Annotated in this window: 15 protein-coding genes; 3 read left to right on the top strand and 12 right to left on the bottom strand. The window is 38.1% G+C overall.

Translation table 11 applies throughout. The features are described 5' to 3' along the window. Positions 1-80 precede the first annotated feature (80 nt). Positions 81-1,025 carry a tRNA-dihydrouridine synthase gene (locus ODQ17_RS08880; protein ID WP_322903003.1) on the top strand — a complete coding sequence of 315 codons (945 nt, stop codon included), beginning with the start codon at positions 81-83 and terminating at the stop codon, positions 1,023-1,025. A gap of 78 nt (positions 1,026-1,103) precedes the next feature. Here ODQ17_RS08880 and ODQ17_RS08885 read toward each other — a convergent pair whose 3' ends face one another. The 7 genes from ODQ17_RS08885 to ODQ17_RS08915 form a co-directional block, all read right to left on the bottom strand. Beyond that, the gene (locus ODQ17_RS08885) at positions 1,104-2,057 is read right to left on the bottom strand and encodes a DUF6160 family protein (RefSeq protein WP_322903005.1); all 954 of its coding nucleotides are present in this window, start codon (positions 2,055-2,057) and stop codon (positions 1,104-1,106) included. Between the two features lie 160 nt (positions 2,058-2,217). Then, on the bottom strand, positions 2,218-4,629 hold the full coding sequence (locus ODQ17_RS08890; protein ID WP_322903006.1) for a DUF6160 family protein: 2,412 nt from the start codon (positions 4,627-4,629) through the stop codon (positions 2,218-2,220). A gap of 32 nt (positions 4,630-4,661) precedes the next feature. Then, positions 4,662-5,387: a hypothetical protein gene (locus ODQ17_RS08895; RefSeq protein WP_322903008.1), complete on the bottom strand. Its 726-nt coding sequence runs from the start codon at positions 5,385-5,387 to the stop codon at positions 4,662-4,664. A gap of 15 nt (positions 5,388-5,402) precedes the next feature. Next, positions 5,403-7,535: a hypothetical protein gene (locus ODQ17_RS08900; protein ID WP_322903011.1), complete on the bottom strand. Its 2,133-nt coding sequence runs from the start codon at positions 7,533-7,535 to the stop codon at positions 5,403-5,405. Positions 7,536-7,760: 225 nt separating this feature from the next. Further along, a complete protein-coding gene (locus tag ODQ17_RS08905; RefSeq protein ID WP_322903013.1) occupies positions 7,761-9,068 on the bottom strand; it encodes a hypothetical protein in 1,308 nt (435 codons plus the stop codon). A gap of 298 nt (positions 9,069-9,366) precedes the next feature. Further along, positions 9,367-9,936, bottom strand: a complete 570-nt coding sequence (dcd, locus tag ODQ17_RS08910) for a dCTP deaminase (RefSeq protein WP_003653416.1) — start codon at positions 9,934-9,936, stop codon at positions 9,367-9,369. Positions 9,937-10,051: 115 nt separating this feature from the next. Beyond that, a complete protein-coding gene (locus ODQ17_RS08915) occupies positions 10,052-10,645 on the bottom strand; it encodes a LysE family translocator (RefSeq protein ID WP_049838184.1) in 594 nt (197 codons plus the stop codon). 362 nt (positions 10,646-11,007) lie between these two features. On the opposite strand from ODQ17_RS08915, the gene ODQ17_RS08920 reads away from it, so the two are divergent. Further along, positions 11,008-11,577 carry a DUF2062 domain-containing protein gene (locus ODQ17_RS08920; RefSeq protein WP_003653419.1) on the top strand — a complete coding sequence of 190 codons (570 nt, stop codon included), beginning with the start codon at positions 11,008-11,010 and terminating at the stop codon, positions 11,575-11,577. A 31-nt stretch (positions 11,578-11,608) separates the two neighbouring features. Here the strand turns inward: ODQ17_RS08920 and ODQ17_RS08925 are convergent, their stop codons facing one another. The 3 genes from ODQ17_RS08925 to ODQ17_RS08935 form a co-directional block, all read right to left on the bottom strand. Then, positions 11,609-12,481 carry a 5'-methylthioadenosine/S-adenosylhomocysteine nucleosidase gene (locus ODQ17_RS08925; RefSeq protein ID WP_322903016.1) on the bottom strand — a complete coding sequence of 291 codons (873 nt, stop codon included), beginning with the start codon at positions 12,479-12,481 and terminating at the stop codon, positions 11,609-11,611. 143 nt (positions 12,482-12,624) lie between these two features. Continuing rightward, a complete protein-coding gene (apbC, locus tag ODQ17_RS08930; protein ID WP_005303005.1) occupies positions 12,625-13,815 on the bottom strand; it encodes an iron-sulfur cluster carrier protein ApbC in 1,191 nt (396 codons plus the stop codon). Between the two features lie 145 nt (positions 13,816-13,960). Beyond that, the gene (locus ODQ17_RS08935; protein WP_322903019.1) at positions 13,961-14,407 is read right to left on the bottom strand and encodes a hypothetical protein; all 447 of its coding nucleotides are present in this window, start codon (positions 14,405-14,407) and stop codon (positions 13,961-13,963) included. Between the two features lie 392 nt (positions 14,408-14,799). On the opposite strand from ODQ17_RS08935, the gene metG reads away from it, so the two are divergent. After that, a complete protein-coding gene (gene metG / locus ODQ17_RS08940; protein WP_322903172.1) occupies positions 14,800-16,866 on the top strand; it encodes a methionine--tRNA ligase in 2,067 nt (688 codons plus the stop codon). Positions 16,867-16,974: 108 nt separating this feature from the next. On the opposite strand, the gene ODQ17_RS08945 is transcribed toward metG, so the two are convergent. Further along, positions 16,975-17,310: a calcium-binding protein gene (locus ODQ17_RS08945; protein WP_322903021.1), complete on the bottom strand. Its 336-nt coding sequence runs from the start codon at positions 17,308-17,310 to the stop codon at positions 16,975-16,977. Then, entirely contained in the window at positions 17,291-17,479 is a 189-nt protein-coding gene (locus ODQ17_RS08950) for an NF038215 family lipoprotein (RefSeq protein WP_005302999.1), read from the bottom strand. Before ODQ17_RS08950 ends, ODQ17_RS08945 begins: the two co-directional genes overlap by 20 nt. Positions 17,480-17,575 lie beyond the last annotated feature (96 nt).

Below are 17,575 nucleotides of genomic sequence, written 5' to 3' on the forward strand. Positions count from 1 at the left end.
ATTAAAATTTCTTCGATACTAGACAGCGTTATACATATCCCGTATAACGCTGTTTTCTTTTTGCTCAGGTGACACAGACTGTGAAACTCATACTCGCTCCAATGGAAGGTTTAACTGACCCGATCATGCGGGATACACTCACATCTGTTGGTCATTTCGACTGGTGTGTGACCGAGTTTATTCGAGTTACAGACAGCATTTTGCCAGACCATATTTACTATAGTTTTTGCCCTGAGTTAAAGAACGATGGTAAAACAGCTGCTGGAACACCCGTGCATGTTCAGTTCTTAGGTAACAACCCAGATATGCTGGCAGCAAATGCAGCAAAAGTTGTAGAGCTTGGTGCACCAGCAATCGACCTTAATTTTGGTTGTCCTGCAAAAACTGTAAACCGACACAGAGGCGGCTCTGTTCTTCTTGATGAACCTGATGTTGTACATATGCTCATTAAAGCAGTGAGAGATGCGGTACCTGCACACATTCCTGTTTCAGCAAAAATGCGTTTAGGTTATCTCGATGAAAACCACACCATGGAAAATGCCCATGCTGTTGAAGATGCGGGTGCAAGTTGGTTAACGGTTCATGCTCGTACGAAAGCAGACGGTTACACGCCACCTGCCTATTGGGAAAAAATCTTGCCCATTCAAGAAGCTTTAAAAATTAATGTCATTGCGAATGGTGAAATCTGGAGCAATGCAGATGCTAGAGCTTGTCAGCAACAATCTGGCTGTGAAGACTTAATGATTGGCCGTGGTGCGGTAACGACTCCAGATTTAACCCAATGTATTCGTGAAAATATGAATGAAGCATTATTCAGTTGGGAACAACTGGTTGATTTACAAATTCGTTTTTTAAACGGTCAGGCAAAAACAGAAATTGGTATGGTCGGTCGTTATAAGCAATGGTTAGGGATGATGACAAAAGCCTATCCACAAGCTAAAAATTTATGGGACCAAGTAAAACGTATTAAAGCTTTGGATGAAATTGTCCAGCAGTTAGAACACACCAGATCAGAAAACATTTAACGCAATATAGTTAAAAAAAGAGGGCGATTGTTTTAAAACCGCCCTCTTTCGTATTTCAGGTTAAGCTATTATTCTTTTTTAAAAGCCGCTTACTTTCATTTTAAAGTCAGTTACAGAAACGCCAGTGACACCAAAACTCCCCATTGAGCCATTCGGTAAATTATTAAACGTTGTTGTATTTTGAGTACCCATATTTCCTAAAGTGACATTATTAAGTGAAGCATCAAATTTACTTGATACGCCTGTATTTCCAAAAGTTAATCCAGTTGGATCAACACCGGCATAGAAACCATCGAGTACAAAACCTGTTGAGGTATTTGTGCCAGCAAATTTAAACCCGAATGTAGCACCCGTATTATCGGACACTAAAGTAATTGGACAACCTGTAGCAGCAGAACAAATAGATTGAATTGCCCCTCCAAATTTAACCATAACTGATTGAGCAGCATGGCCAAGCTGAATATTTAAACGAGGTTTATTAGTTTGTACAAAGTTAATATCTAAATTGCCAGTAGAACGGATCAGCTCTTTTACACCCGTATTGACTGTCGTTCCTGAACTAAAAATTGATTTTGGTGCATAACTTGTTAATGCATAATCGGATGGACTAGATAAAGATGCACTTGGGGCTAAATAAACTGAAAAAGGTAAAAGTCGAATACCGTTTACATCACTCCCCATCGATACTGCTAAATTTAAAAAGGGATTTCCACCACCAGCATCGACATCCATTGCAATATTAAAAGAAGGATTACTCGATACCGCAGCTTTAATAAACTCTATGCCAGGAACTGGATTTGTAGAATTTCCTGCAATGACAAAGCCAGCCTTACTGTTATATGAAGTTGAAGCGATACCATTTGTATCAATCAGAGCAACTTGATTAAATTTAACTTTATCAGCCTGAATACCTAAGGTTAAACCATTTTGGCCCGTTGCTGCCGCAAGACTTTGATCATCTAAAGGCTGCATTGCAAAAACACTTGAACTACTGGCAAGTAGCAACCAGCACCCTATATTTTTATTCTTCATGTCGCTCTAATCCTTAAGAGACAAACGCTTATTATTTGTTCAGACTATCAGAATAATATTCAAGTACAAAGTAATTATCCCTATAACCCGACGAATGCAAATCCAATCACATTCAAAATAAATTTTTTATAAAAAGTGGCGATATCGCCACTTTTCTTTATTAGTTAAAAGCACCATTTCTAGGCACAATACTAAAGCTACTATTTAAACGTCCACCAGTAATTGCAAGCTCACCTAAACGTGCACCTGCACCAGTTGATGGAGGATAGAAGTTAATATCTTTAACACGTAACGCGCCGTCGATACTCTTATCAGGATTAAAATAAACAGCCGTATTTACGCCAACTTTACCTAAACCACTTGCACTGTCTTTACCAACAACTAAAGCAGTATTAAACGCAAGCTTTCCAGTAATATTATCAAAACCAATCGCAGAACCATCGATCGGATCACTAATTTGAACTGTATTTCCAGTTGCTGTGGCAGGCATCGTGAAATCGCCCAGTACAGTTAGAGCACTACCATCTGCAATTGAACTGTTTGGTACGATCGATAAGTTAAGATCTCCGCCTAAACGCAGTTTTAGACCAAATAAGACATCATTATTTTTGGCAAAGTTATCAATTGGCGAGGTACATGAACCAGTAGCTGGACAAGTTTTATATTTTGCCCCCGGTAAATAACCTGCTGCAATTTCAGTTGATAAAGCAAGTAGCATCTCTTTTAAACTAATATTAAGACTGCCATTTTCTAAACCGATGCTTCCATTGCCTTTAACGAACATATCAATGTTACGTAACCCCATATAATAATCAGTAGGACTACCGCCATTATTAGCATTTGGAGAACCATCAATTAATAAAATTGAGGTCGTTTTGGTTCCAGTCGCATCACGTCCCGTAGTTCCAGCTGCAATACCAAAACCTAAACGTGAAGTCGTTCCAGATGTCGCAACAACATTCTGAACAGGTTTACCATTGGCATCTTTTGTATAGTAATAAGCACTATTTGCTGGCGCGTCTAAACCATATATAGCAGCATTAGCATTTAAGTTATAAAAAGGTAGTGCTAAGCCCCACTGGTTGTTTGCACCATTGTCTGCAAACTGATTGGCAGCAGCTACATTCGCACTTGTCGTAAAACGACCACGTCTTGAAAATGCTTGAAACTCTGCTCCACGCATCGCAAGAATTAAACTGAATGGATTAGTCACCGTATCACGATGAATATTATGCTGATAATCAGCAGCTGTCGTTAAAGTACCACTACCTAAACGGATTCCGTTTAAGGTTGCGTTGTTTGGCATTAATAAAGTTTTTGTATCAGCAAGATTTAGATAAATATTTCCGCTGTCGAAATAACCGCGAGTAGCTGAGTTAAGACCTGTTAAATTACCAAACTCGAAACCATAAGCATTTAAACCTGCTCCACCAATTTCTAAAGTGGTTGCTTTACCATCTGCACCTAGCATTGAGTCATTATCTTTAGTGAACTCACCTTTCATACGAAAGGCAATGCCAGAATTACCTAAAATACTATTACTTGAACCTGTACCCGCTGCAGTATTTGCGGTGCCTAAAGTAGTGGTATCCGCAGTACCATCTATCCCACGAAGCTGTAGATAACTATTTACCATACGTCCGCTAGCACCTAAACGAATCAAACCTTTCGCATTTTGAGGACTATTGGTTGCATCTAAAGCATAAGGATTAGTTTTATCTACATTCGAGCTGAGCATCACCTCAATATTCAGGCCTGAATTGGTTACTTTGCCGCTACTGTCAACATATGTACCCGCAGTTAAACCAGAAGCTGAATCTGCTACACGGTTAAAATCAACATAGCCATAGGTAGTATTCGGAGTTTGCCCTACACCAGCAACATTAGTTCCAGTATTTGTCTGTAAAACTAAGCCACGAGTTGGGTCAATCAACATGGCCCCTTTACCAACAAAATTAAAGTTAAAATTTCTTAAAATTAACTGATTTAGCTGGCTGCGAGCATCCAATTGCCCTAGATAAATATTGGCATTATTAATACCAAGTGTCATGCTTGACTGGCTATTTGCATTAAATAACCCATCTTGAGTTGTAAGTGCCAAATTTAAAGGAGAGGTCGTTTGAATAGCCAACTGCCCTAAAGTTGGCGAGCATGTAGCTGAACTATTACAAACTTTAACGCTATTTACGGTAATAAGTGATGGACTACTTTGCATAGAAAAGTCGAGTCCAGTTTTACCCGTAGTCGGATTACTTCCTACATCTAAACGATAATTAGTGCTTAATGTTTGGCTAGATGCATTACTTTTTTGGACTTTTACACCACTTGCTTGAGCTCTTAATACCTGATCAGCACTTGTTGGTGTGCCTGCATGGTCATCCCAGTAAGCATTATCAATATTAATTTCATTAAACGTAGTTTGAATAGAGATCCCATCTTGTCCATTGACGGCACTCAAATCAGCATCTGTTAAAGCTTCTAAAGCATAAATTTGACCACTCACTAACAACATGCTGGTTGCTAATGTATTTAAAATAAACTTTGAGCTGTGATTTTCTTTATTTTTTTTCATCACTTCAGTTCCTTTGAAATCTACATTAACCCTTAACAACGAGAATGGCTACCATCACAGCTAAAGACCATGACTTTTCCTTGAATAGCCAAATTCCCATTCATCATTAAACCCATGAAACCAGTTTCACGCCCATAGTCATAGGCCGATGGAGTCGCTGTAGCAATTTGCTGGTTCCCACTATTAGTAGTCGCAGCATATGTCGGTTTTTTGAAATATGCATAGTCATACATATTTGCACTCGAACCTTGTGCTGTTGTTGAGCTGGTAAAGTTATCTTGCTCAATTGATAAAGCATTAAATCCAAAATTACGAATTAAAATTGGCTGTGCTGCACTAAAACTAAGCTGAATAGCTGGCTTAATAATTTCAGTATTACTTTTATCAAGATACTTTAAATCAGCGCCATCCAAGCCCATTTTTTGAATATTTAAAGTTCCTTGTACACCTTTAAACACGAGCCAAAGTTTATTACCACTATCGCTATTTTCAGCCCAACCACTTGGCTTAGTTGCATCTGCCTGAACAAAACGCTTATTAATCGCTAAACCAATATGACAGAATTCGACGTTTTGACAAACACCACCACTACCATTATCAAATACACCGTTAGCTGTCTGGTTTAAATTAAGCATTAAAGATAAATCAGCACCAGCCTGACCATTAATCGCCTGCAAAGCATCATTATCTAAAGTTTGCAGCTCCGCATGAGTAACCGTTGTAAAAAGAGTGAGGATCAAAGTACTTAATTTTTTCATATCATTATCCTCCTCTTACAAACCTTTAGTTGTCAGTTTCAAATGCTGGATTAATACACCATCAATAGCAGCTGATCCTAAGTTATTTAAAGGACTAATATTAGCTAAAGCAGGAGCTTGATTGGCAGTTGGAATAACATAACCTGTTGTGCCGTTACTACTACCAATCAAATCATTGACTACAGCATTTCTTGAAGTTAGCCATGGAATAGCAGCATTACTCCAATCACGATTGGAGGTTGCGCCATAGATTGGAGTTGATCCAGATGTACTCGTACATCCTAATACCCCAGAACAAGGGGTCGCATCGGCTGGTTTCGTTGTTGGATTTGTAATAACCCAAGCACCAGTTCCTTTGTTATATTCCCACTGGTATAAATATCCAACAGCACTATAACCACAATTCGAATTAAACAAGCCACAACTATAAGTTTGGTTCCATACCTGAGTATTCTGTTGTCTTTGTTTATAACGGACTTCTGTCATTGTAGCCGATGTCGTACCAGATACTGAATTGGTCAATGACACCAAACTACCAGCTGAAGTTCCGGAAACCTGTGTGCCAGTTGAAACCAAACGACCAAAGGAAACTCCAATTGCCCCTTCACCCGTATTTGCTAACAAGGTTTTTCCATTATCAGGACTATATACGGTACCAATTGCAATACTACTGTGTGTAGGGTTAGCACAAGAATAAACATTACAAGTAGAACCTTTATACGTAGCGTCTACACCAGAGTAATCTGTATAAATTTGTTTATATATTTCAGGTTTATTCGCAATTCGTGCAATTTCGATGCTAAAGTTTTTTCCGTCAGAACCTAAAATAAGGGGCTGATATAAATTACCTAACACTAAGTTAATATTTGGATTATAAAGGTACAATCCTTCACTATCAGCAAACTTTGGTGCTACAGCAGCTGCAGAGTCAAATGCTGGTGTATATAAATTATTTGAAGCATTTGGTGAGTCTGAGGTTTCTCGAGTACTAAAACGTAATACTTTACTTGTGTCATTAAATGCGATTCGCGTTTTATTCGATGTTTTTGTATCTGTCCGTGTTCGATTTTCTACATAGTAACGACAACCACGTAATGTACTAAAACTTCCCGTTCCACTGTTACCACAATCGCCAGTACTACTGGTACTTAAAGTTGAGTTTGCACCTGCATGTACCGTTTGCCATCCGTTATTACTGCTTGTTGCATATGTTTGCGTTTGACTCGTAACATTTTCAGTAACAATACTGGTGTTTTTACTATCGCCTGTATTTAAACGAACTAAACCAGACATTCCTAAAGTATTGTTATAAAAAGGACTCATCCCTCCAGCAGTGGTAGCTCCCCCTAAGGTCTGAAACAAGCTAATCTGACTACCATTTAAACTAAAGCCATTTAAAATGCCTTGTAAGCGCAATCTGTTAGCACGGGTTGTATCAATACTTGTTCCAATTAATCCGTTGTTATTGCCATATTGAAATTGAGCTAGAGAGCCATCCGTTGTAGCGACAACATTTGGATTTCGTACAAATGCATCGGCCCATAGACCCAATTTTAAATTATATGCATCTGCCCCTTCTGCACCATCAATTGTTGGTTGATAAAGAGGAGCCTCTAAAGATAAATACGTGACTGGATAAACAGAACTATCGGTGGTACTAAAATTAGGTACGTTCGTAGCAGTTTTTACTTTGAATATCCATGGATTGGCTCCTGTACCCCAACTCGAAATCGCTGCTGCGGCTGAGGTATTAGCAATACGCGAATTTGCATCACCATCTGACTTAGATAGCGCTAAACCATAAAGAAAGATATCCGCTTTACCTATTGCTCGGTCTTCTGGACCAACACTACCATTACCACTCGTATCAGCAGCAGAGACACTTAAAGGACCAACAGGCACATAGTTAATGTAACCCGTATCTTTACTTCGATCGGTAATAATTTGATTTACAGATTCATTTGGGCCAGCACCACGGAATACCATAAAGGCATTTTGGGGTAATATTGCAATACCTTCGCCAGTAGTTTCACTTAAACCAGCATCAGAAAGTTCTTCAAGAGCAAAGCTAGGCTGGCTTAATAAAAGACCAATTAAACCTGCTAAAACGGTTTTTTGAAAACTTACCGTATAATTAAGTGTAGTCATCGTGACCTTCCTGTTTTATACGATGCCGCGCACCATATTTCTTTTTCTTTAACAGTCCTTAGCGCAAGATAGAATAATTTCCTTTTCCTCTTGCAAGGGGCAAACATTAAAATTGCCAACCTTTCCACATTTCCATTATGCTGAATATTTACTCAAATGCAAAATTAAATAAGTAAAAAACAACTTTTCCGATGAATGAAAAATAGCAGATGCTTTAAAACTCAATTAACAGAATTTTAATGAGCCATAACAGTTGGCTGAGAAACTTTGTTTTTGTAATACGATATTGGTTAAGGCCATAGAAGCTGGTGTTTTACCAGTCAAGTCAACCGTTCCCACAGGAAGATTTCCGGCGATTAAACAGTTAGTTGCTAAAGCTCCACAATCCACTGCATGACCTGGACTATTTAAAAAGGCACTTACTTGACCTAAAGCATCAACAATCGTAGAAAGCGCAATGTCAACACTACCTGTTGGAGTAATTTGACCAATATCGATTGGGTTTGTAAGCTCTAGCCACCATCCTGTTTGTGCTGTAGATGCAGCCTCTGGCCATAGAATATTCACACCTTGCACCGATAGGTAACCAGCAGATCCATTTAATTGTGCAGCATGGAAATAACCCAGACTTTGTTTAATTGCCACATTTACATCAAGATTATCCACTGAACCTGTTACGTTACCTGAAATTGGAATTGGAATTCCCAGTACAGATGCCGTAGCATTTAATGTTCCTGTAATTGCAAGCCCACCAACTTTTGCAGTTGCATTTAAGTTAGCTGTATTAATACGTTTACCCGTAATAATCTGTTGGCCCATAGACAAAGTACCAGTCCCTACACCTAAATTCAAATTATAAGCAGTAGAAGTGAATGGAACAGTTGCCCCTTGTCCTAAAACAGTTGCTCGACCTGTAATTGCAGTGTTTGTTTCATCTTGAGTAATACCATAGTAAGGATTCGTAGTTACGGTCCCTCCTGTTGGTTTAGTTACCATATATCCACTTAATGAATTAATACCACTCGCAGCATCACCATTCTCTAAACCAAAAGTAAGTAAACCCGAAAGTGACTTAGCACTTAATCTAAAACCTTGAATCTCACGAGTAGAAGCTGAATCTGGATTTTTAACAGCAAACTCTAAAAATGGATTAGTAATAACAGCGGAGGAAGAAGCACGTTCAGTGCTCGTACTATCTACTGTGCCACCACTTAAACTAAGATAGTCAATGTCAATGTCACAAGCACCAGCTCCATTTACCCCACCGCAACCTAACTGTAACTTTTTAATATTGGCATTAAGTTCTAATTGAGCATCTAGAGCGAGTCGATAAAATCCCATATTTCCATTTGAACTTGAGTTGCTTGCGGAATCCGTAGGTGCAATATAAGACATGCCCATTAAGGCTTGCCCGCGAGTTGCGGATAGTTCAGCATCTGACATAGGCACTAATGTAGAAGCAGCATAAGCTGAAGAAAAGCATAAGCTTCCGAGTGTCAAGAGTGCTACTCGAAGAGACGTAAAATGTCGCATGGCCGACCTCCGTATCCGTGGGGGCATAATCCTGTTTAATTTCTTTTTATTTGGTTTGCCTAAATTTAGTAGATATCTAAACAATTACGACTAAAAAGACAACCGATACATTTGCTTTTAAATTCTGTGATGCAGAACAAAAAAACAAATCAATTATTGATCATATTATATTATTTTTTACAAAAGGAAACTGTCGTTTATCATAATTCCGATAAACGCATCTCATGTAAGTTTTATTTATAAAATTGGGCCACCTCAGTGACCCATTATTTTAAAACTCTTCTTTATCTAAGAAAAATTATGTCTTAGGCAGTGTAACACCTGTTTGGCCTTGGTATTTACCACCACGGTCTTTATAAGATGTTTCACATACTTCATCACTTTCAAAAAATAGCATTTGTGCTACACCTTCCCCTGCATAAATACGGGCAGGTAAATTAGTGGTGTTTGAAAATTCTAAAGTTACGTGACCTTCCCATTCAGGTTCTAATGGAGTCACATTCACAATGATACCGCAGCGAGCATAGGTCGATTTACCTAAGCAGACTGTCAACACATTACGAGGAATACGGAAATATTCGATTGTACGTGCTAAAGCAAATGAGTTTGGCGGAATAATACAAACATCAGATTCAATATCGATAAAGCTTTTGTCATCAAAATTCTTTGGATCGACAATTGCAGAATGTACGTTAGTAAAAACCTTAAATTCACGGGCACAGCGTACATCGTAACCATAGCTAGAGACCCCGTAGGAAATCAACTTTTCACCATTTTCATCAAAACGGACTTGATTCTCTGCATAAGGTTCAATCATGCCGTGTTTTTCGCTCATCTCGCGAATCCAACGATCAGACTTAATAGCCATGTATTTTCTATCCAAAAGGTAATTTCATTGATTGCGACGTACTTTAACGTAAAAAAGCAATTATGAAAACAACGCTTGAGCTACTCTTCTCGATAAGAATAGCTCAGCTGTACATTTAAAGGTTCAGTAAAGCAGAATAACTAATTGGAATTGAAAAGCTGACTAAAACAAGTGAAGCCGTTCTTTGTAAATTAGTTTGATTTAACCAACCCACTTTCTTAGATGCTAAAACTGAACCCAAGAAAATCCAGAACAACGCAATTGGTGTAATGAGTGCTAAGTAAGCCATCATATGAACCAAATAAATATGAAAATCACTCCATGCAGCTACCGGAAAAATTGCTGAAGCAAACAGTAAGGCTTTGGGGTTCAATAAAGTTGCACAAAATAATTCACGAGCACGGATTGTAGGCTGATTTAATTCAACTTCTTGATTTGCCGTATGCCATAACTTAATGGCTAAGAAAATGATATAGCAGGCACTCAACAGCTTAAGAATAGGCGGCAGCAAGGGCAATGTGTTGGACACTTTCCCAATTAGCATTCCCCATGCAGAAATAGAGATTACGTAACCCAAAACTTCTGCTGGAATAAGTTTTACTGACTTCCGTAGTCCTACTTGCACGCCTGAAGAAGCAAGCAAAGTGTTAGTTGGACCAGGGGTAAGTAAAATTGTGGCTACTAAGCCAATAAAAAGCCATGAAATCATTGAATGACCTCACAATATAGTCATCTCAGATTAATAGATATCCGCTCACATGGCAAAAGGTAATTGTAAGACAAAGTTTTTCAAATCATTTTTTAATTTAAAATAAATAAATTAAAAACAATTACTTATAAAATTACTAGAGAAAGCAGTAAAGAAAACTTTACGGTCAGTTGTTATGCTTTTCAAATAATTTCGTACTTAAGTAACATAAGTATTTTTATTTTAAGTCTATTTTTCCATCAAAAGCCTTTATAATAAAAAATATATAGCGATGGTAAGTTTAAATTTTAAGCTTTTAATAAGTTTCAATTCATATATTGTTTCTGATTTTTTTAAATAGAGCACCGAGCTCTACTACCTTAATGATTATGGCAAAGCACTTTTTTCAATCTTGGCTTCCCTCACCCGAGAAAGTTTCAAATATGAAATTTCTAAGGATTTTTGGTAAAAAGACCTTGAATCCTGTGCTTTGGTATGTCAATCGGAAATCGATTACCAGAGCTGTTTTTGTCGGAACTTTTTTTGGTTTACTGCCTATTCCTTTTCACAGTGTATTTATTGTGATGGCAGTCTTACTATTCGAAGTAAATTTACCAATTAGCTTAATGCTGGCTTGGCTAAGTAATCCTCTTACTCTAGTTCCAATTCTCTATATTGGTTTTTGGTTTGGTGCACATATTTTTCATGTGCATATGATTAATAAAGAAATGTTGCTAGGTGTATTGCACCAAATTTCCCGCTGGATTACTCATTTCGGGCACGGGCATATTGATTTTAGTCTTGCGAAAATTTTGATGACAGGTCTGGTTGTCGAAGCTTTCGTATTTGCCGTCATTTTATATTTATCTACAGAAATTTTCTGGCGTTGGATGGTTATTAAGAACTGGAAAAGTAGACATCGTCATAAAAAGCAAGAAGAAGAAGTTTTATAAAACTTCAATCTTCTTGCTGAGTGTTAAATTATTATTTTGGTAGTTTTGATTTCATATATTCTTCAGCCACATTGAGTACATACTCTTGGCAAGCCTCTCCTGTACCAGGGTCATAAGCTCCGTTATTCGTAATATTATTAGATAAGATTCGAATGCCTAAAAACGGAACATTCAACTGACTTGCAATTTGTGCAACTGATGCTGCTTCCATTTCCTCAACTGAAGTGCCATAACGCTGATGGAAAAATTGAATACGATCAAGTTCGTTATTCCAAACATCTGCTGAACCAATCGTTCCTTCAACCACCTCACCTTTATCATAACGGACTTTATGTGCCGCCATTAATAGCTCTTGATCACCTTCAAATTTGCGTATTGCAATCGGTTCCGGATCAGACTCAGCTGTTGGCAAAACATCAAAAGCTTCAACCCAAGTGAGTGAATTTGACCCAGCACCCAATGGCTGTTTAGGAGTTCTAAATGCACCAATATTAGTCGTATATTTTCCTAAAACAATATCGTAAACATGTAGATCTGGGTCGTGCCCACCTGCTGTTCCCTGATTAATGATCGCAATCGGTTTATAACGCTCAATAGCTAAAGCAGTTGCAGCAGCAGAATTGCTCATCCCCATACGGGTTTTAGAAATAATCATTGGATAACCGTTATAGGTGCCCTTCCAGAATTTCCAACCACCAATTTCTTCAACAGTCTTATTCTCTAATTTTGAAGCCATTTTTTCCGATTCTACTGGCAAAGCACCCTGAATAATAATCGGCTGTAATTTTTGTTTTTGGTCCTGAACGGTTGGTGTTTGTGAAACAGAAGAGTCGTCATTATTGCATCCGACTAAAAATAAAGCGCTACATAAACTGATTACGCCAAAAGCACATTTAAATTGCATTTTTTACCCTTTCTTTTTAAAAAGTGTAAAGTAGCAATCTACATGCCAATTTCAAGTTTAGCTTTGTTATTAAAATTCAGTAATTTAATTTTTTATTTTAACCAGACAATAAAAAGCCCGACTTAAAGTCGGGCTTTAATAAGTTAAAAAATCCGCTTGTCATCACGTGTACGTTGAGGAATTTTTTCAATTTGTTCCCACATAACTTTAGCAATATCAATATAACTATCAGCCGCATCATCCATTGCTACAACACTTGGTTTACCCTGATCGGCATGCTCACGGATCTGAGCGTTTAAAGGTAAACGACCTAACAATGGAATGTGGTACTGTTCAGAGAGCTTATCACCACCACCAATACCAAAAATTTGTTCTTCATGACCACAGTTAGAGCAAATATGGGTCGACATGTTCTCAACGACACCTAATACTGGAATGCCAACCTTATTAAACAACTCAATACCTTTTGTAGCATCCAGTAAGGCAACATTTTGTGGTGTAGTCACAATGATTGAACCAGTCACTGGAATACGCTGTGCAAGCGTAAGTTGAATATCACCAGTACCCGGTGGCATATCAATCATGAGCACATCTAGATCAGGCCAAAGCGTTTGATTAAACAATTGCATTAAAGCACCTGTTGCCTTTGGTCCACGCCACGCGACAGGTGTGTTGTTATCACCAGTTAAATGTCCAATCGATAACACTGCCATTCCATAGGCATCTAAAGGCACGAAGTTTTCACTTTCAATAAGAGGTGTTTTGCCTGCATTGCCTAGCATTGTCGGAATACTTGGGCCATAGATATCGGCATCCAAAACCCCAACCTTAAGTCCCATTTTTTGCAAAGCGAGCGCTAAATTGACCGTAGTTGTCGATTTACCAACGCCGCCCTTACCAGATGAAACTAAAATAACATGCTTAATGCGTGGATGAAGTGGAACATCTCTTTGTTGTGGAGCAGCTTTTTGAATAGGGGGATTATTCGGATCTGGTTCTGATTTAGGTGAAGCATCTAGTACAGGAGGTAAGTTTGAACTTTCTTGTGTAGGGCGCTTCTGTTGCACCACATGTAGGTTTAATTCTTCAATACCACACTTTTCCAAAGCCCCAGCCAAATCATCATGAATTTGCTGCAAGTGCTCTTTTTCATCAGGAAATGTATTAATTGTAAGTTGTAATACACGACCCTGAACTTGGAGCTGACTAATGCGATCTTTTAAAGCATCTTTTGAATGGGGTAGTAAATAATTTTGGAGTACGGTTTGGATTTCATCTTCTTTCACTTCTTGTGCGGGTGAAAAAACAGACTTTAGTGAAGAAAGCCAAGACATATTGTTTACTCCAAAAACAGATCATTACAGCTTAATGGAGATAGTGTAACAGTATTGGTCCGCACTCGCTCACCTTGGGATGAATAATTACTCACTTACAATCTCATCTTTTAGGTGAGGAGTGCAGATTTTAGTTTAGATCAGCTTATTCAGCAGAATCATGGTTTTTCAATTTATTTAACTTATCAGTTGCTGTTTTCTTTAACTCGTCAAATTTTGCTGTTGCTTGAGTTTTTAACTCATCAAATTTTGTTGCAGCCTCATCTTTTAGCTCTGCTGCCTTAGCTTTAGCATCATCAAGTTTATGGCTTGCCTCAGTACGTAAATGATCGAACTTGTCTTGCAGAGTGTGCTGAGCATCTTCAAGTTTGCCTTTCAAATTACTTGCTTTATCTTCAACCGCTTCTTTACCAGCCGCTTGCTTCTCTTTTACATTTTCCTTTAAATCATCCAAAGCTTTTTCGCCTTGAGCTTTTGCATCTGCCGCTTTTGCCTTTAATTCGTTTACTGTATTTTCAACTGCTTCTTTACCAGCAGCTTGTTTTTCTTTTACATTTTCCTTTAAATCATCTAATTTATTTTCAGTAGTCATCGTTGTTATCCTCGTAGTTAATTAAAAAATTACCTGAATAAGTTATTAGTTATACATCGTTATGGCTTGTTTTCTGACCGTAACTGCAATTTGAAACAAAGACAATACAGGAAGATTCAAATATTTTTCGATTTGTTTATCTGTTCTAAAGAGAAATAACTTCGCAATTAAAACCCGATTTTTACGAATACTCATTGTTGCCCAACAAAGATATTATCCCTCCACTCAAGAACAGCTCTCGCCTTGCGCTTGGACAAAGATTATTAACCTTTGCTTATCCCACCACTCAAGCTTAGCTCTCGTCTTGCAGTCGGACAAAGCGTTGCTTTGTTTTTCCTCCTTCATCAGTTAAAATCTTCCACCTTATAAATACGAATGAGAGAATGAAATCCGTGCGTAAAATTTTAGTCACTAATGCCCTTCCTTACGCTAATGGTCCAATTCATATGGGTCATTTACTCGGTTACATCCAGGCAGATATCTGGGTTCGTGCCATGCGGGCAATGGGTCATGATGTGACTTATGTATGTGCGGATGATGCTCATGGTACTGCCATCATGCTACGTGCTGAGGCAAACGGTATTAGCCCTGAGGAGCAAATTGCGAACGTTCAGAAAGAACATATTCGTGATTTTGATGGCTTCGGTGTACATTTCGATCACTATGATTCAACTCATAGCGATGCCAATAAAGCACGTTCAACAGATATTTATATTAAAAACCGTGAAGCTGGAAATATTGCAGTTCGTCCTGTAACTCAATTATTTGATCCAGAAAAAGGCATGTTCTTATCTGACCGCTTCATTAAAGGTACATGCCCGAAATGTAAGTCTGAAGATCAATACGGCGACTCATGTGAAGTTTGCGGTACAACTTATAATGCAACGGAGTTACTTAACCCGCGCTCGACTTTAAGTGGTGCAACACCAGTTGAAAAATCTTCAGATCACTATTTCTTTAAACTACCGAACTTTGCTGAATATTTACAGAAATGGACCCGTGATGAAGGTCGCTTACCTGTTTCGATTGCAAACAAACTCGATGAATGGTTTGAAGCAGGTTTAGCAGATTGGGATATTTCTCGTGACGCGCCATATTTTGGTTTTGAAATTCCAGATGCACCAAATAAATATTTCTATGTTTGGGTTGATGCACCAATTGGTTATATGTCTAGTTTTGAAAACTACATCAAAGCGAAACGTCCAGATTTAAACTTTGATGATTTCTGGAAAAAAGACAGCCAAAACGACGTTTACCATTTCATTGGTAAAGATATTGTTTATTTCCATGCTTTGTTCTGGCCTGCAATGTTGGATGGTGCAAACTATCGCACTCCAACTGGTCTGTTTGTAAATGGTTTCTTGACTGTGAACGGACAAAAAATGTCTAAGTCTCGCGGTACTTTTATTAAAGCAGAGACTTATTTACAGCATTTAAACCCAGAATATTTACGTTACTACTTTGCTTCTAAACTTTCAGATAAAGTTGAAGACTCTGATTTAAATCTTGATGATTTTATTCAAAAAGTAAATTCTGACTTAGTCGGTAAAGTAGTCAACATTGCTAGTCGTTGCGCTAAATTTATCAACAGTAGCTTTAACAATACTTTGTCTGCTGAATGTGCAGAACCTGAATTGGTACAAAGCTTTATTGATGCAGGTGATTCAATCGCTAGTGCATATGAAGCACGTGAATTCTCACTAGCTATTCGTGAAATCATGGCGCTAGCTGATCGTGCAAACCAATATATTGACGAGAAAAAACCTTGGGCCCTTGCTAAACAAGAAGGTCAAGAGCAACAGGTTCTTGATGTATGCTCGGTTGGTATCAACTTATTCCGTCAATTAGCAGTGTACTTAGCGCCTGTTCTTCCAACTTTGGCTGAGCAAGTTCAAGGTTTCTTAAAACTTGAAAGCTTTAATTTCGAATCACGTAAACAAATTCTTGTAAGTCACGAGATTGCACAGTTCCAACCTCTCATGCAGCGTGTTGATCCAAAAGCTGTTACCGCAATGGTGGATGCATCTAAAGAGTCTTTAGGTACTCCTGCTCCAGAAGCAACTAAAGCAACAGCGAAAAAGGACAAAGCTGCCGAGAAAAAAGCAGCCCCTGCTCCAGCAGTGGGAGAAGCTGAGATTATCGGTATCGAAGACTTCTTAAAAGTTGACTTGCGTGTTGCTCAGGTCATTGAAGCAGGTACAGTTGAAGGTTCAGATAAGTTACTTCAACTGACGTTAGACGTTGGTGAAACTGAACCACGCAATGTATTTAGTGGTATTCGTAGCCAATATGCACCAGAAGATTTAAAAGGTAAATTGGTCGTCATGGTGGCTAACCTTGCACCACGTAAAATGCGTTTTGGTATTTCAAACGGAATGGTACTTGCTGCTGGAAATGGTGAAGGTATTTTCATTATTTCTCCAGATACAGGCGCGAAACCAGGCGATAAAGTTTCTTAATCTGTCTTAATAAAAAAGCTTCCTGAATTGGAAGCTTTTTTATTTTAGGAATATCAAAACTGAGTAAATCAAAGTATTAAATAACTTTAGGAAGCCAATGCTCTCAAATTATGACCACGGCCACCCTTCACAAGGGTTATTAAATAAAACATGTATGTTTCCTAACTCCTCATTTGTTAAATAACCATTTTTATTTTCATCTAGATAATGAAATAGCTCTGTTTGCTTGTTTTCACCTTGAAAACGTTTATCGCTCGGCCAGTTGTAAGGATAGAAATCTTCAACGCGTTGAAATTCTTTTAGGCTATACATGCCATCATGATTTAAATCATATTTTTCCTGAAAAAGCTTACAATCTAAAGAAGCAGGCTCACATGCATTTACCATATTCAAAATACAGTAAGTTGCACATCCAGCAAGTAACTTAATAGTTAGCTTGCTCATGATTATTCACTTGTATATCGGAAATTTTATAATCCTTTTCATGAACCGGAGTACCCACAATACTCATGGTCCGCTCATTTGCTGGCTGTTGCTTGCTCATTGTTCTCATCTCACATCCTGTAGTTAAGATGAGAAAAACTACAGAAATGCTCACCATTAGTTTTTTCATAACGTGATCCTCATTTCTTTTTGTTTTATTTATTAAGTTACCACTTTTAAAGTGTTTAAGTGCTAAAAAAGATATTTCAATTTGTATATATTTTAC

It is taken from the genome of Acinetobacter sp. IRS14, from assembly GCF_034650275.1.
GTDB lineage: Bacteria > Pseudomonadota > Gammaproteobacteria > Pseudomonadales > Moraxellaceae > Acinetobacter > Acinetobacter oleivorans.

Excerpts from the sequence above, each read along its gene's own strand:
- ODQ17_RS08945 (WP_322903021.1), bottom strand. The coding sequence starts at position 17,310 with ATGAGCAAGCTAACTATTAAGTTACTTGCTGGATGTGCAACTTACTGT.
- ODQ17_RS08935 (WP_322903019.1), bottom strand. The coding sequence starts at position 14,407 with ATGACTACTGAAAATAAATTAGATGATTTAAAGGAAAATGTAAAAGAA.
- ODQ17_RS08915 (WP_049838184.1), bottom strand. The coding sequence starts at position 10,645 with ATGATTTCATGGCTTTTTATTGGCTTAGTAGCCACAATTTTACTTACC.
- ODQ17_RS08905 (WP_322903013.1), bottom strand. The coding sequence starts at position 9,068 with ATGCGACATTTTACGTCTCTTCGAGTAGCACTCTTGACACTCGGAAGC.
- ODQ17_RS08895 (WP_322903008.1), bottom strand. The coding sequence starts at position 5,387 with ATGAAAAAATTAAGTACTTTGATCCTCACTCTTTTTACAACGGTTACT.
- ODQ17_RS08885 (WP_322903005.1), bottom strand. The coding sequence starts at position 2,057 with ATGAAGAATAAAAATATAGGGTGCTGGTTGCTACTTGCCAGTAGTTCA.
- ODQ17_RS08925 (WP_322903016.1), bottom strand. The coding sequence starts at position 12,481 with ATGCAATTTAAATGTGCTTTTGGCGTAATCAGTTTATGTAGCGCTTTA.
- ODQ17_RS08920 (WP_003653419.1), top strand. The coding sequence starts at position 11,008 with ATGATTATGGCAAAGCACTTTTTTCAATCTTGGCTTCCCTCACCCGAG.
- ODQ17_RS08950 (WP_005302999.1), bottom strand. The coding sequence starts at position 17,479 with ATGAAAAAACTAATGGTGAGCATTTCTGTAGTTTTTCTCATCTTAACT.
- apbC (WP_005303005.1), bottom strand. The coding sequence starts at position 13,815 with ATGTCTTGGCTTTCTTCACTAAAGTCTGTTTTTTCACCCGCACAAGAA.
- dcd (WP_003653416.1), bottom strand. The coding sequence starts at position 9,936 with ATGGCTATTAAGTCTGATCGTTGGATTCGCGAGATGAGCGAAAAACAC.
- ODQ17_RS08900 (WP_322903011.1), bottom strand. The coding sequence starts at position 7,535 with ATGACTACACTTAATTATACGGTAAGTTTTCAAAAAACCGTTTTAGCA.
- ODQ17_RS08890 (WP_322903006.1), bottom strand. The coding sequence starts at position 4,629 with ATGAAAAAAAATAAAGAAAATCACAGCTCAAAGTTTATTTTAAATACA.